Annotated in this window: 16 protein-coding genes; 1 reads left to right on the forward strand and 15 read right to left on the reverse strand. The window is 30.2% G+C overall.

The annotated features are described in order from the left end of the window. Positions 1–7: 7 nt before the first annotated feature. Positions 8–1,276 (reverse strand): cell division protein FtsA, encoded by a 1,269-nt coding sequence (gene ftsA / locus CC89_RS07435; protein WP_035290788.1) that lies wholly within the window; start codon positions 1,274–1,276, stop codon positions 8–10. Positions 1,277–1,499: 223 nt separating this feature from the next. Next, on the reverse strand, positions 1,500–2,777 hold the full coding sequence (locus CC89_RS07440; RefSeq protein WP_035290790.1) for a glycosyltransferase family 2 protein: 1,278 nt from the start codon (positions 2,775–2,777) through the stop codon (positions 1,500–1,502). Between the two features lie 227 nt (positions 2,778–3,004). On the opposite strand from CC89_RS07440, the gene CC89_RS20450 reads away from it, so the two are divergent. Then, positions 3,005–3,148, forward strand: a complete 144-nt coding sequence (locus tag CC89_RS20450; RefSeq protein WP_185750696.1) for a hypothetical protein — start codon at positions 3,005–3,007, stop codon at positions 3,146–3,148. A 26-nt stretch (positions 3,149–3,174) separates the two neighbouring features. Here CC89_RS20450 and CC89_RS07445 read toward each other — a convergent pair whose 3' ends face one another. From CC89_RS07445 to CC89_RS07505, 13 genes are all read right to left on the reverse strand, one after another. Beyond that, positions 3,175–4,230 (reverse strand): type IV pilus twitching motility protein PilT, encoded by a 1,056-nt coding sequence (locus CC89_RS07445; RefSeq protein WP_035290792.1) that lies wholly within the window; start codon positions 4,228–4,230, stop codon positions 3,175–3,177. Between the two features lie 190 nt (positions 4,231–4,420). Beyond that, positions 4,421–5,110, reverse strand: a complete 690-nt coding sequence (sigK, locus tag CC89_RS07450) for an RNA polymerase sporulation sigma factor SigK (protein WP_035290794.1) — start codon at positions 5,108–5,110, stop codon at positions 4,421–4,423. Positions 5,111–5,237: 127 nt separating this feature from the next. Further along, a complete protein-coding gene (gene udk / locus CC89_RS07455) occupies positions 5,238–5,864 on the reverse strand; it encodes a uridine kinase (RefSeq protein WP_035290796.1) in 627 nt (208 codons plus the stop codon). Continuing rightward, positions 5,864–7,090 (reverse strand): peptidase U32 family protein, encoded by a 1,227-nt coding sequence (locus CC89_RS07460; protein WP_035290798.1) that lies wholly within the window; start codon positions 7,088–7,090, stop codon positions 5,864–5,866. The genes udk and CC89_RS07460 overlap by 1 nt, the downstream gene beginning before the upstream one ends. After that, the gene (locus CC89_RS07465) at positions 7,083–7,736 is read right to left on the reverse strand and encodes an O-methyltransferase (protein WP_035290800.1); all 654 of its coding nucleotides are present in this window, start codon (positions 7,734–7,736) and stop codon (positions 7,083–7,085) included. Before CC89_RS07465 ends, CC89_RS07460 begins: the two co-directional genes overlap by 8 nt. Before the next feature lie 34 nt (positions 7,737–7,770). Then, a complete protein-coding gene (gene mltG, locus CC89_RS07470) occupies positions 7,771–8,772 on the reverse strand; it encodes an endolytic transglycosylase MltG (RefSeq protein WP_035290803.1) in 1,002 nt (333 codons plus the stop codon). A 22-nt stretch (positions 8,773–8,794) separates the two neighbouring features. Next, a complete protein-coding gene (gene typA / locus CC89_RS07475; protein ID WP_035290805.1) occupies positions 8,795–10,624 on the reverse strand; it encodes a translational GTPase TypA in 1,830 nt (609 codons plus the stop codon). 141 nt (positions 10,625–10,765) lie between these two features. Then, a complete protein-coding gene (locus CC89_RS07480) occupies positions 10,766–11,116 on the reverse strand; it encodes a YlbF family regulator (protein WP_035290807.1) in 351 nt (116 codons plus the stop codon). A 21-nt stretch (positions 11,117–11,137) separates the two neighbouring features. Beyond that, positions 11,138–12,805: a ribonuclease J gene (locus tag CC89_RS07485; RefSeq protein ID WP_035290809.1), complete on the reverse strand. Its 1,668-nt coding sequence runs from the start codon at positions 12,803–12,805 to the stop codon at positions 11,138–11,140. 38 nt (positions 12,806–12,843) lie between these two features. After that, on the reverse strand, positions 12,844–13,302 hold the full coding sequence (locus CC89_RS07490) for a Fur family transcriptional regulator (protein ID WP_035290812.1): 459 nt from the start codon (positions 13,300–13,302) through the stop codon (positions 12,844–12,846). Between the two features lie 115 nt (positions 13,303–13,417). Beyond that, a complete protein-coding gene (locus tag CC89_RS07495; protein WP_035290813.1) occupies positions 13,418–13,678 on the reverse strand; it encodes a DUF1292 domain-containing protein in 261 nt (86 codons plus the stop codon). A 25-nt stretch (positions 13,679–13,703) separates the two neighbouring features. Next, positions 13,704–14,114, reverse strand: coding sequence for a Holliday junction resolvase RuvX (gene ruvX / locus CC89_RS07500; RefSeq protein ID WP_035290814.1), 411 nt, complete (start codon positions 14,112–14,114; stop codon positions 13,704–13,706). A 56-nt stretch (positions 14,115–14,170) separates the two neighbouring features. Further along, positions 14,171–14,425, reverse strand: coding sequence for an IreB family regulatory phosphoprotein (locus tag CC89_RS07505; protein ID WP_035290816.1), 255 nt, complete (start codon positions 14,423–14,425; stop codon positions 14,171–14,173). Positions 14,426–14,429 lie beyond the last annotated feature (4 nt).

Genomic DNA, 14,429 nt, shown 5'->3' on the forward strand with positions numbered 1-14,429 from the left:
CTCCTCATTAAAAGAAATCCGTAAAAAAATCACGTATTTTAGTTAAAAACTTTTTATTATTATCATATATATCTTCTTCTCTTCTAACTTTTGCTCTTTCAGAATCATTTCCTTCAAAAACAGCAGTTTCTTCTTGCATATTCCTAGAGCCTCTTAAACTGTATCCAACATCCTTTACTATACCTACAGCCGCAGTATACATAGGATTATCAGCACCAGTAAAATTAACAACCCCTATTCTTATGGCTTTACCAAGTATTTCTCTTCCTAATTTTTCAATTCCATAAAATAATGAAATACCACCACCTACTAAAACAATATCGCTTATTTCATTATAACTATCTACATCCATAAGCTTCTTCTTAATGAATAATAAAATTTCTTCAACTCTTGCCTTTATTATTTGATTTAATATTACATAATCAACCTCAATATCATTCCCATACTGAGAATTAATCTTCAACTTTTTATTTTCTTCACTTTCATTTACATTCAAATTTCCATATTTAATCTTCAGTTCTTCCCCCTCTAAATAGGGTACTTTTAAGCAGATAGAAATATCATTAGTTATATTGTTACCTCCTAAAGGAACTAAGTGAGTTTCCATTAAAACACCATGTTTAAATATTGAAATACGAGTATTTTCTGCTCCCACATCTATTATAACATTTTTAAGTTCCCCTGATTCCTCTTCGTAAACCGCTTGCCATAAAGCTAATGGCTGTAAAACTAACCCGGCTACATTTATTCCCGCTCTGTTAACACTTTTTATTAAATTATTTATTATAGTTGCATTTGTTGTAATAATCTGACTTTCTACTTCTAATCTAAAGCCATTCATCCCTATAGGATCCTTTATGCTTTCGTATCCATCCACTATGTATTGTAGTGGTATTGCACCTACTATTTCTTTATCGGATGGTACTGTTATAAGTTTAGCTGTTTTTAATGCTCTATCTACATCATTTTTTTTAATTTCTCTATCATCGGAAGAAATAGCTACAACTCCTTTATTATAAATAAGCTGGCAAACTTCCCCTGGTAAAGACACATATACATCTTTTATTTGGATATCTATCATCCTTTGCAATTGATCTATACATTCCTTTATAGAATTGGATGTTTCATCTATATCAACTACTATAGAACGTTTTAATCCACTATTTTTTGCTGAAGTTACTCCTATTATTTTAATTTGGCCATATTTATCTAGTTTACCTACTGCGGCACATACTTTAGAGAATCCTATATCAATTCCAACTAAGTAACCATTCATTTATGTCTTTTCCCTCCTTATGAGACCATCTTAAACTAATATATTCAACGTAAGAAGCATTTTTCCTTTTAAAATAGCATAATTTTTCTTATAATTCTTGTACATTTTAAATTATATCATAAATAATATAAATATTAATTATTTTTAACAAAAAATTCAATTAAATTTAATGGTTTAATTAGTATGCCCCAATAAAAAAAGAGAAAACTCAGTTTTCTCCTTCTTAATTTACCTTTTCTAGATCTGTTATCTTGATACTCCTAGTATGTAGTGTATGTGACCATTCTTTATCATTTTTCTTAACTATTCCTTGAATAGATATAGGAAGCCAAGTTATAGTGTATATTGGATATATTACATAATACCAAAATATTTTAGGTTCTAATTTCTTATCTAGAACAAGTATAAAAGGTGTATATATAAACTGTAATATACCTAAGAGTATTGCTGCCATAGTAATCATGTTTACATTGACTGAATATACCACCGTATCTAAGTTAGTTATTATATCATAGGCATTCATAAAGTACTTTGCGCCAGATATTAACATTGATATTCCAACAAGTATTATAACTATTGGCTGTATACTGTATAAAGCACAATCAAGGGCCTTAACATCGAATTTTGTAATGAATCTTTTCATGAGCTTAAAGAAATATCTACTAGATACATCGGCAAAACCTTGCATCCATCTTCTTCTTTGATTCCAGGATTGTTTTAATGTTAAAGGTTTTTCATCGTATATAACAGCATCATGAGCCCAGCCAACCTTATAACCATTTAATACTAGTTTACATGAAAACTCTAAATCTTCTGTTAAACAGGTTGCACCCCATCCCAACTGCTTTAACACTTTTGTATCTATACAAAATCCTGTTCCACCCAATTGATTTGATAATCCTAAATTACTTCTTGAAAGTTGGAACATTCTGTTTGATGCCCAAAATGATATGGAATAACTTCCTGTTATCCATGTATCTTTTGGATTCTTACTGTCTAGATACCCTTGTACTACCTTGTAACCTTCCAGTAATTTTTTATTCATTTCCTTTAAGAAATTCTTAGAAGCAAGATTGTCTGCATCAAATACTGCTACTGCATCGTATTTTTTATCCATTTTTTTAAATATTATGTTGAACATCCACTCTAATGCATAGCCTTTTCCTCTTTTTTCATCATCGAATCTTTCAAATACTAAGGCTCCAGCTTTTCTAGCTCTTTCAGCTGTTTTATCATCACAATTGTCTGCTATAACAAAAATATCGTATAATTTATTTGGATAATCCAACATCTTTAAACTTAAAACAATATCTTCAATAACCACTTCTTCATTATGCGCTGCTACTATTAGTGCAAATCTCTTTTCAGGTTGTACCTCTTTACTGTCCTTTTTTCTCCAAATTCCAAAAAATGATATACATAGATAGTACATGGAGATTATAAATACAACTTCTGTAAAAGTTTTTGATAATGCGCTTATGATCCATTTAAAAATAATCACAAGAAATCCCCCCTAATTCAAAAGATATTTTAGCACAAATCCTGTTTAATTACTATAGTATTTTTAACAATTGAATTAAAATATATCAATTATGTCGTATTTTTAAACAAAGCAAGAAAATATTTTGAATTTTCCATATAATGAAACAATTCCATTGAACTTATTCCTTAATAGTAGTATACTATATATTATAAATATATATACAATAATTATAAAGGAGGGTATATATGGATTCCCATAAAGGTACTAAAAATTCTAAACAACCCAAGTCAACTAGTCACCCCCATAATGGTAAAAAAAGTAAAAATATCTCTTCTAGAAGCAAATTAGGAAACTTTTCTCTAAAATTATTAGACTATGATACCTTTTAATAAAAAAAGACCCTTTCAGGTCTTAATTACATGGAAAGCATTCTTATCAATATTTCCTTTTCGATAGAATATGTTAGAGCTGTATCGTAACTTATTTTTTTATTCTTGTATAACTGTACTAATGACATATCCATAGTTTTCATGCCATATTTTGCGCCAGTTTGCATAGATGACTGTATCTGATATGTCTTTCCTTCTCTTATTAAGTTTTGTATTGCAGGAGTTGCTACCATTATTTCCAAGGCCGCTATTCTTTCACTTTCATCTATTTTAGGGACTAACTGTTGGGAAATTATTCCTTGTATTACTGCAGATAATTGAACTTTAATTTGTTGTTGTTGATGTGGTGGGAAAACATCAATTATTCTATCGATGGTTTTAGCAGCTCCTATAGTATGCAACGTGGATAATACCAAATGTCCAGTTTCTGCAGCAGTAAGCGCAATTGAAATAGTTTCCAAATCTCGCATTTCACCTACTAATATAACATCTGGATCTTCTCTTAAAACTGCCCTTAATGCGTTTTTATAATCTAAAGTATCTTTTCCTATTTCCCTTTGATTTATAATAGATTTATTGTGTTTATGTAAAAACTCAATGGGATCCTCTAGGGTTACTATATGAGCAGATCTAGTATTGTTTATTTCATTTACCATAGCTGCCAATGTTGTGCTCTTACCACTGCCTGTTGGACCTGTTACTAATACTAATCCCCTTTGCTTAGATGTCATTTCACGAATTACATCAGGCATTTGAAGCTCGTGAAGATTTGGAATTTTTAGTCCCACCACCCTTATGGCAATAGCAGTACTTCCTCTTTGCTTATATATATTTACCCTAAACCTACCAATACCTGATACTGAATAAGATGTGTCCATTTCTCCTTTTTTTAAATATTCTTCATATAAATCATTTAAGATTTTCTTTGCGAATTCTTCTGTATCATTTCCATTTAATTTTTCACGTTCTAACATAATTAATTTACCATTAACTCTTATGATAGGGGGTACTCCCACAGTCAAATGTAAATCTGACGAATTATTTTTAACAGTTATTTCTAGCAATTCATTTAACGCTTTCAATTTATATACCTCCGTTGATTATTTATTTCTCCTTATGTTCTTTAATACATTACTTTTTTCTTTTATTAAACTATTTTTTAATATAAAAAGAAAAATTAACCACTTTATTCTTCCATTATATCTTATATTCGAGTATTTAGTATACTTTTTTACAGTTTTTTTTACTTTATTTATATTTTAATTTATTATTCTAACTATTATAGTATTTCAACTCTTTATATAGTTTTTTCAATGCTCTTTTTTCTAGCCTAGACACATAGGAACGAGATATACCCAACTGCCGTGCTATTTCTCTTTGAGTTCTTGGTTTACCATCCTCTAATCCATATCTCATTTTTATTATAAACCTTTCTCTTCCCTGTAATACTTCTTCAATTTTATTATATAGTTTTTTAATTTGTATTTTACTTTGAACTATTTCTATTATGGAATCCTCGTCGCTACTCAATACATCCATAAGCGATATTTCATTTCCTTCTTTATCAACGCCTATTGGATCTTGAAGATATATCTCTGATTTAATTTTTTTATTATTTCTTATAAGCATCAATATTTCATTTTCTATGCATCTAGCTGCATAGGTTGCTAATCTAGTACCTTTACTGCTATCAAATGAGTCTATGGCCTTTATAAGTCCTATAGTGCCTATAGAAATTAAATCATCTACCTCTTTATTGGGATAAGAATATTTTTTTACAATATGAGCTACTAATCTTAAATTTCTCTCAACTAATATATTTTTGGCTAACACATCGCCTTCTTTTAGTTTATCTAAATAATATTTTTCTTCTTTTTGACTTAGCGGTTTCGGAAAAGTGTTATTGGTTACATAAGCTATAAGAAAAGTTACACTACTTAACATGTCTATTAAACTACTCATATACAGTAAAAATCCCCCTAACAGTGCTTATTACTATAATATGAATAAGTTAAAAAAAAGTGCATGTACATATATATTTATAGTAAAAAAAAATCAGTTTCACATTATATATGCGAAACTGATTTTTTTAGTTTTCTTCATGCAATAATTGTTTTACTTTTGCAGTAATAATATCTATTGCCACTTTATTATGGCCACCCTCTGGAATTATTATATCTGCATATCTTTTAGTAGGTTCTATAAACTGCATATGCATTGGTCTTACTACATTTAAATATTGGTCAATAACTGACTGTACAGTTCTTCCTCTTTCATTTATGTCTCTTACTAATCTTCTAATTATTCTAACATCTGCATCAGTATCTACATAAATCTTTATATCCATCATATTTCTAAGTTCTATATCCTGAAAAACTAATATTCCTTCTAAAATAATTATATCTCTAGACTCTACTTTTATGCTTTCCTCTTTTCTAGTATGGACAGAGAAATCATATATAGGTTTATTTATACTTTTTCCATCAATTAAACTCTTCAATTGATCTATTAATAAAGGAGTATCAAAAGCATCTGGATGGTCGTAGTTAGTTTTAACCCTTTCCTCCATAGATATACTAGTTTGATCTTTATAATACGAATCCTGCTCTATCATAGCTATGCACTCTTCGCCAAATTTTCTATAAATCTCTTGAGCTATAGTGCTTTTACCTGAGCCTGTTCCTCCAGAAATTCCAATTAAAACTGGACGATTCATTATTTCTCCTCCTTAGCCTTTATAATCATAGAATTTTCCTCTATATTCCTGTCCACTCTAACAGTAAAAAGCATCTGTGCAGAAGGAGCAGATTCAATTTTATTGCCTTTTATATCTCTCATATCTTCTAGAATTAACTCCTCATTATCTCCATGAGGTTTTAAAATCTCCACTTTATCTCCATTGTAGCACTTATTTCTTTGCTCTACCACTACTATTCCGTTTTCTTCATGGTATTCTCTAACGATTCCAACTATATCGTAATCTCTTATGTAAGAAGAAGATTCATACTCCTGCTTATTTTCATCATTTAAATAAAATCCTGTATAATACTTCCTATGACTAGGTTTCATAAGTATATCCATCCATTTAGGATCAAACTCATACTTGCATGGATCTTCAAAGTATTTATCTATAGCTTGCCTATAAGCTTTCACTACAGATGCTACATAAAAAGCACTCTTCATTCTACCTTCTATTTTTAAAGAACTTGCTCCTAAACTTACTAGCTCAGGTATATGTTCTATCATACACATATCTTTAGAATTCATTATGTATGTGCCCTTTTTATCTTCTCTTATTTCGTAGTATTCTCCTGGTCTCATTTCTTCCATTAAATAGTACTTATATCTACATGGTTGAGCACACTGTCCCCTATTGGAATCTCTGCCAGTTAAATAATTTGAAAGCAAACATCTTCCTGAATATGCCATGCACATTGAGCCATGAATGAAAATTTCTATTTCACATCCCTCTGGAAGCTTACTTTTCATTTCTTTTATTTCTTCTAAAGAAAGTTCTCTAGCTAAAACTATCCTTTTAATTCCCTGTTTATACCAAAACATTGCAGATTTCCAATTTACATTATTAGCTTGAGTGCTTAAATGCAGTTCTAATTCTGGTACTACCTCTCTGGCTGTCATTATTATACCTGGATCAGAAACTATGATAGCATCCACATTTATATCATAAAGTTCTTTTAGATACTCTTCTAATCCATTTAAATCTTCATTATGAGGAAATACATTTAAAGTAACATAAACTTTTTTCCCTCTACTATGAGCATATTTTATACCCTCTTGCAACTGCTCGTTAGCGAAATTATCAGCAAAAGCCCTCAAATTTAGCTTACTTCCTCCTAAATATACCGCATCTGCTCCAAAATCTATGGCCGCTTTAAGTTTTTCTAAGTTGCCCGCTGGAGCTAAAAGCTCAGGTTTATTCATCTCTCTCCCTCCTTACTGTAACTGCTATTCCATCTCCCATAGGTATTACAGAAGTCAAAAGTTCTTCTCCATTTACCATTTGTAGATATTCCCTCATTCTCTTAACTATGGTTATCTTTCTACGTTTTACCAATTCATCTGTAGCCACCATACCCCTAAAAAGTACATTATCTGCTATTATCAAACCATCTTTTTCTAATATTCTTAAACATTCAGGCAAAAAATGGTTGTAATGTCCCTTGCCTGCATCCATAAATATTAAATCATATTTATCATTTAAATCCTTTAGCACCTGAAGACAATCTCCTTGTATTAATTTAATATTATCTTCATATCCAGATTTTGAAATATTACTTTTAGCTAAAGTAATCATATTTTCATCTCGCTCAATTGTGTCTATATACACATTTTCATTAGAACTTGAACACATTAAAATCGAAGAATAACCTATTGCACTTCCTAGTTCTAAAATTCTCCTAGGCCTTTTAATTTTAATCATAAGTTCTAAGAATTGAGCAGTTTCCTTTTGAACAATAGGAACAGAATTATCTTTAGCGAACATCTCTAATTCCTTAAGTATTCCTTTTCTATCTGGAATAATTTTTTTCAAATAATTTTCAATATAATCATAAGTAATACCGCTCATGTAAATTCCTCCAAAAATACACTGTTTTATTACATTAGTATCCATATTTTTTCATTGCATTTTTAAAATCTTCATAGTTATTTGTAAAATAATGTTCTTTTGAAGCATCTTTTTTATACAGATAAAATAAATAATCAGTGTTCTCAGGTTTTACTGCTGCAACTAAAGATTCTCTTCCTGGACTGCATATAGGTCCTACTGGAAGTCCCTTTATATAATATGTATTATAAGGTGATTCTGTCTTAGTATCCTTAATAGTCACTATTTCCTTATGTTTGCCAAGAGCATACAATACCGTAGCATCAATTTGAAGCTTCATATCCTTTTTTAGCCTATTGTATATAACTGAAGAAATTTTTCCTCTATCTCCATTAATCCTAGCCTCTTTTTCTATTAAAGATGCTACTATAACTTGATTTTCTACATCTTTTACTTTTAATCTAGTTTCAGTTTCTATCTCACTTAGAACCTTTTCCATTCTCTTGAGCATAGTATCTATAATTTTTTCAGCACCAGCATCCTTCTTAAATTGATAGGTATCAGGAAATAAATATCCCTCTAAAGGATATTTTGTATTTCCTTTTACCTTTATATATTGAGGCAATTGATGCTCCTTGATTTTTTTTGTAAATTCTTCTTTTTTCACCAATTTTTTTTCTTCTAGTAATTGTGCTATTTGTTCTACACTATATCCTTCTGGAATAGTAACCTGTACCTCTGCATCTTTATTCCCTTTATTTAGCATAGATATAAATTCTTCCAAAGATGTGTTTTTATTTACTACATATATGCCTGGTTTTGTAGTTAAATCTACTTCTTTACCCCTTAGATATACTTTTATTAACTTAACATTAAAAATAGCATTTTCACCACTTAATCTATTTAGCACCTTATAGAAGGTATCACCATTCTCTACTTTTACAGAATAATTTCCTTGGGTTTTAAACGGTGATTTAACTTTTTTATTTATAATAGAAATTGAAGCCGTAAGTAAAATAATTATAGTAAATAATAAAATCAATACCCTCTTTTTCACTTAATCACACCCCATTTAAACTTTAATTTCTATTTCTAGATACCAATTTTTTTCTTTCTGAGCTAGATAATACTCTTTTCCTCATTCTAATAGTTTTAGGTGTTATTTCAACTAGTTCATCAGCTGCTATAAATTCAAGACATTCTTCAAGACTCATTGGTCTAGGTGTCGTTAATTTTAATGCATCATCAGCACCTGAAGATCTTGTGTTTGAAAGGTGTTTCTTTTTACAAACATTTACGTCTATGTCTTCCGCTCTTGAACATTCACCAACTATCATGCCTTCATATACACCTGTTCCTGCAGGTATAAATAAATTTCCCCTTTCTTGAGCATTAAATAATCCATAAGTTACTGCTTCACCTTGTTCGAAAGCTACTAGAGAACCTCTACTTCTTCCTGGTATTTCTCCCTTAAAGTCATCATATACATAGAAAACATGATTCATTATACCATTACCCTTTGTATCTGTCATAAATTCATTTCTAAATCCTATTAACCCTCTTGCAGGTATTTTAAATTCTAGCCTTGTATATCCATTTACAGCAGAAGTCATATTAACAAGCTCAGCTTTTCTTGGTCCTAGTTTTTCCATAACAACGCCCATAAATTCTTCTGGTACATCAATAGTTAAATATTCAATAGGTTCTTGTTTTTTTCCTTCTTTTTCTTTAAATATTACACTAGGCTTTGATACCTGAAATTCATATCCTTCTCTTCTCATAGTTTCTATTAGTATGGATAAATGTAGTTCTCCTCTTCCACTAACTTTAAAGCAATCTGGTGAATCTGTTTCCTCAACTTTTAAACTTACGTTAGTTTCCAATTCCTTAATAAGTCTGTCTCTCAAATGTCTAGAAGTTACATAATCCCCTTCTTTTCCTGCAAATGGGGAGTTATTTACCATAAAATTCATTGTTAAAGTAGGTTCATCAATATCTACAAATGGAATAGCCTCTGGCTCACTGCTATCTGCTATAGTTTCCCCTATATTTATATCAGGTATTCCAGATACCGCAACTATATCTCCTAATAAAGCTTCTTCTACTTCTTGTCTATTTAATCCATTATAAACATATAAATTAGCTACTTTTACATTTTCTATTTTTCCGCCTTTTCTTACTAAAGCCACTTGTTGATTTTTTCTAATCTTTCCTCTTTCAATTTTTCCTATAGCTATTTTTCCAACATATTCATTATAGTCTATAGTAGTTACAAGCATTTGAAGTGGCTTGTCTAAGTAACCTTCTGGTGACTTTACATTCTTTACTATAGTATCGAATAAAGGTTCCATACTATCACTTTCTTCATCTATTTCTCTTTTTGCTATACCTTGTTTTGCAGAACAATAAACTATAGGGAAATCAAGCTGTTCATCATCTGCCCCTAGTTCAACAAAAAGATCAAAAACCTCATCAATTACTTCCTCTGCCCTAGCATCCTTTTTATCTATTTTGTTTATTACTACAATTGGCTTTAAACTCAATTCCAAAGCTTTCTTTAAAACAAACTTAGTTTGTGGCATTGGTCCTTCATAAGCATCTACAACTAGAAGCACACTATCCACCATTTTTAAGACACGCTCAACTTCTCCACCAAAGTCAGCATGACCTGGAGTGTCAATTATATTAATCTTAATACCATTGTGTATTACTGCAGTATTTTTAGCTAATATAGTTATTCCTCTTTCTTTTTCAAGTTCATTTGAATCCATTACTCTTTCTTCTACTTTTTCATTAACTCTAAATACATTACTCTGTTTTAATAGAGCATCCACTATTGTAGTCTTACCATGGTCAACATGGGCAATTATAGCTATATTCCTTATATCATTTCTAGTAAATATGTTCATTAGCAATTCCTCCAATATATTACAACTTTTTTCCATTTTTAACATTAAAAAATTGGATACAATTTAGTATCCAATTTTACATAGTATAACGCATCAAACTATATTCTAATATTTTGAACTTAAAAAGTCAACTAACTTCTTCTATTTATTTTGTGGAAAATCCATATCTATGCCTACTGCATCATGCAATATTTTCATAATATCTTCCCATAAAAGTCCAAATTTGTATTCAGCTTGAACGTATTCATTTATAGCAGGATTAATAGATATAACAGCTCCTAAGCCTTCTAATTTCTCCTTTGTATCCTTTGAAATTTCGCCTTTTTCTATCTGTTCTGAGTAAGCTTTAAATTGAATACTTCTTAAATCATTTAACATTTTTTTATTTTGTTCATTTTCATTAACTTTTTTTGAAATTTCTCTAAATTTAACTATTTCTTCGCAATCTTTAAGATAACTTGCGAATTCATGTGCTTTATCATATATGTTCATATTTCACCTCAATAACTTTATTTATATTTCCATTATTATAGGCAGTATCATAGGCTTTCTCTTTGTCTTTTCATATAAGAATAATCTTAAAGAATCTTTTATTTTAGACTTAATTGTAGCCCACTCTGTTATACGATTTTTCTCACATTCATTTAATTGGTTTCTTACAATTTTCTTAGCTTCTTCCATCAAATCCTCTGATTCCCTTACATATACAAATCCACGAGATATTATGTCCGGACCAGCTATTACAGTGCCTGTTTCTTTTTCTATAGTCACTACAACTGTTAGAATACCATCTTGTGAAAGATGTTTTCTATCTCTTAAAACTATATTTCCAACATCACCTACACCTAGTCCATCTACAAATACCTGTCCTGACACTACTGTTCCATTTTTTCTTATTCCAGATTTTGCAACCTCTACTATATCACCATTTTGTGCTATTACTATATTTTCCTCTGCTAATCCTAGCTTAGTAGCTAATTCGGCGTGTTGTTTTAAGTGTCTATATTCACCATGAGCAGGTACAAAATACTTAGGTTTCACTAAAGTATGCATTAGTTTTAATTCTTCTTGACATGCGTGTCCAGATACATGAACATCAGCTAATTTTTCATATATTACTTCCGCGCCCTTTTTAAACAATTGATTTATAACCTTGGAAACTAATTTTTCATTTCCTGGTATAGGAGTTGCTGATATTATTACCATATCGCCCTTTATGATTTCTACTTTTCTATGCTCTGAAGAAGCCATCCTAGAAAGAGCAGACATTGGTTCACCCTGGCTACCAGTGGTTATTATGGTTATTTTTTCATTAGGATATCGCCTTATATCATCTATATTTATTAAGGTTTCATCTATATAATCTAGATATCCTAATTCACTTGCTACATTAACTATATTCTCCATACTTCTTCCTGAAACTGCAACCTTCCTTCCATACTTATAGGAAGCTGAAATTATCTGTTGAATTCTATGGACATTTGATGCAAATGTAGCTACAATTATTCTTCCCTTTGCTGTGGAAAAAATATTTGTAAAAGTTTCACCTACGGTACTTTCTGACATAGTATATCCTGATCTTTCCACATTAGTACTATCCGCTAGCATAACAAGTACGCCTTTTCTACCCAATTCTGCAAATCTGCTTAAATCTGCTACACTTCCATCAATAGGAGTATAATCTATCTTAAAATCTCCTGTATGAAGTACTATTCCAATTGGAGTATGAATAGCAATAGCTACAGCATCTGGAATGCTGTGACTTGTTCTAATAAATTCTATGGATATTAAATCCAGCTTTACTACATCCTTTGGTTGAACTCGTCTAAGTTCTACAGAACTTAGTAATCCATGTTCTTTTAACTTAGTTTCTACTATCGCTATAGTAAGCTTAGTTCCGTATACCGGTACATTTAATTGTTTAAGTACATATGGAAGAGCTCCTATGTGGTCTTCATGAGCATGGGTCAAAAATATGCCCTTTACTTTTTCTTTATTTTTAATTAAATAAGTTATATCTGGTATAACTAAATCAATACCAAACATTTCATCATCTGGAAACTGCAAACCGCAATCTACTACAATTATTTCATCTTTGTATTCAATTGCTGTTAGATTTTTTCCAATTTCATTCATTCCCCCTAAAGGGATAACTTTTATCTTATCACTTTCTCTTCGCAAAGTACTACCCTCCTTTTCATAGTTTTATATTTTAATATTTATTTATCATTATTAATGCAGTTCCTACACAACCCATAAAACTTTAAACTATGGTCATATATTTTAAATTTATATGTTTCTTCTATTTTATTTTCTAAATCCTCTAGTAAATCATCCTTGACCTCTATTACTTTACCACATTTAGTACATATCAAATGATGATGTTTATGATTCTCATTTTCATGAACAAGCTCATATCTACCACATCCATCATCCAATTCTAACTTACTTACAACACATAGTTGTTCCAATAATTGTACGGTTCTATATACTGTGGCAAGGCCTATTTCCGGACAATCTTCCTTTACTAAATCATAAATTTCCTCTGCCGTTAAATGCTTTCCTTCATTTTCGATAATAGTGGAAACTATAGCTCTTCTTTGAGGAGTCAACTTATAACCTTTATTTTTCAAATCATTCTTTAATTTTTCCATAAATTCAGGAAATATTTCACCCATCTTAATACCTCTCTTAATTAAATGTTATTTATAATAAGTTTAATATCTAAAATAGGTATTGTCAATTGATAATATTATTAATTAATATTATTTATCGTTTATAGAAGACTTTACACTACATTTCCTCTTCGCTAAATATCAACTCGTAAGCTTCCGCAACCCTATTAAACTCTTCTTCATCATCTATAGTAATTAACACTTCTTCTCCGTCATCATTTTTTTGTATTTTTAATGCTATTGCTTCATCTTCCTCATCATCTACTGGTGAAACTATCACATATTCATCACTTTCAATATCTAACTTAGTTATAACAGTAAATTCTACATCTTTTCCATCTTCATCTTTTAATACTATATTTTCTATGTTATTATCCATAATTAATCATCCTTCCTTTACTTGTTTATCTAATACTATCCAAATATCCTTGCAGAATATAAATGGCAGCTATTTTATCAACTATTTTTTTTCTTTTAGCACGAGATAAATCTCCTTCTATCATAGCTTTGTGTGCTGCTACAGTAGTTAGTCTTTCATCCCACATTTTTATAGACAAATTTGTTTTTTCTTTAATTTTTTCACAAAATTCAAGTACTTTTTCACTTTGAGGACCTAGTGTTCCATTCATGTTTTTAGGCAATCCCGCTACTATAAGCTCAACTTCATATTCCTTACATAGTTTATCCAATTCTTGTAAATCATATTCTTCGTTTTTTCTTCTTATGGTGGTAACGCCTCCAGCTATCCACCCTAAAGGATCACTTACAGCTACACCTATCGTTCTATCTCCTATATCTAAACCTAGTATTCGCATTCTATTCTCCCTCTAGTATATGTAATGTTAAAATAAAAATGCCTCTAAAGGCATTTTTATTTTATATCCAGATAAACTTTTAACACTTCTTCTAGTATCTCATCTCTTTCTAACTTTCTGATAAGAGCTCTAGCTCCATTGTAATTAGTTATATAAGTAGGGTCCCCAGATATTAGATACCCAACCAATTGATTTACCGGATTATATCCTTTTTCTAGCAATGATTTATATACTTCTGTCAATATATTTTTAGTCAATTCCTTATTATCTTTAGGGAAATCAAATTGTAAAGTTTTTTCATTACCTCCCATATAA

The sequence above is a fragment of the Clostridium sp. KNHs214 genome (assembly GCF_000744935.1).
Lineage (GTDB): Bacteria > Bacillota > Clostridia > Clostridiales > Clostridiaceae > Haloimpatiens.

Excerpts from the sequence above, each read along its gene's own strand:
- ftsA (WP_035290788.1), bottom strand. The coding sequence starts at position 1,276 with ATGAATGGTTACTTAGTTGGAATTGATATAGGATTCTCTAAAGTATGT.
- CC89_RS20450 (WP_185750696.1), top strand. The coding sequence starts at position 3,005 with ATGGATTCCCATAAAGGTACTAAAAATTCTAAACAACCCAAGTCAACT.
- sigK (WP_035290794.1), bottom strand. The coding sequence starts at position 5,110 with ATGAGTAGTTTAATAGACATGTTAAGTAGTGTAACTTTTCTTATAGCT.
- udk (WP_035290796.1), bottom strand. The coding sequence starts at position 5,864 with ATGAATCGTCCAGTTTTAATTGGAATTTCTGGAGGAACAGGCTCAGGT.
- CC89_RS07460 (WP_035290798.1), bottom strand. The coding sequence starts at position 7,090 with ATGAATAAACCTGAGCTTTTAGCTCCAGCGGGCAACTTAGAAAAACTT.
- CC89_RS07465 (WP_035290800.1), bottom strand. The coding sequence starts at position 7,736 with ATGAGCGGTATTACTTATGATTATATTGAAAATTATTTGAAAAAAATT.
- typA (WP_035290805.1), bottom strand. The coding sequence starts at position 10,624 with ATGAACATATTTACTAGAAATGATATAAGGAATATAGCTATAATTGCC.
- CC89_RS07480 (WP_035290807.1), bottom strand. The coding sequence starts at position 11,116 with ATGAACATATATGATAAAGCACATGAATTCGCAAGTTATCTTAAAGAT.
- CC89_RS07490 (WP_035290812.1), bottom strand. The coding sequence starts at position 13,302 with ATGGGTGAAATATTTCCTGAATTTATGGAAAAATTAAAGAATGATTTG.
- CC89_RS07495 (WP_035290813.1), bottom strand. The coding sequence starts at position 13,678 with ATGGATAATAACATAGAAAATATAGTATTAAAAGATGAAGATGGAAAA.
- ruvX (WP_035290814.1), bottom strand. The coding sequence starts at position 14,114 with ATGCGAATACTAGGTTTAGATATAGGAGATAGAACGATAGGTGTAGCT.
- CC89_RS07505 (WP_035290816.1), bottom strand. The coding sequence starts at position 14,425 with ATGGGAGGTAATGAAAAAACTTTACAATTTGATTTCCCTAAAGATAAT.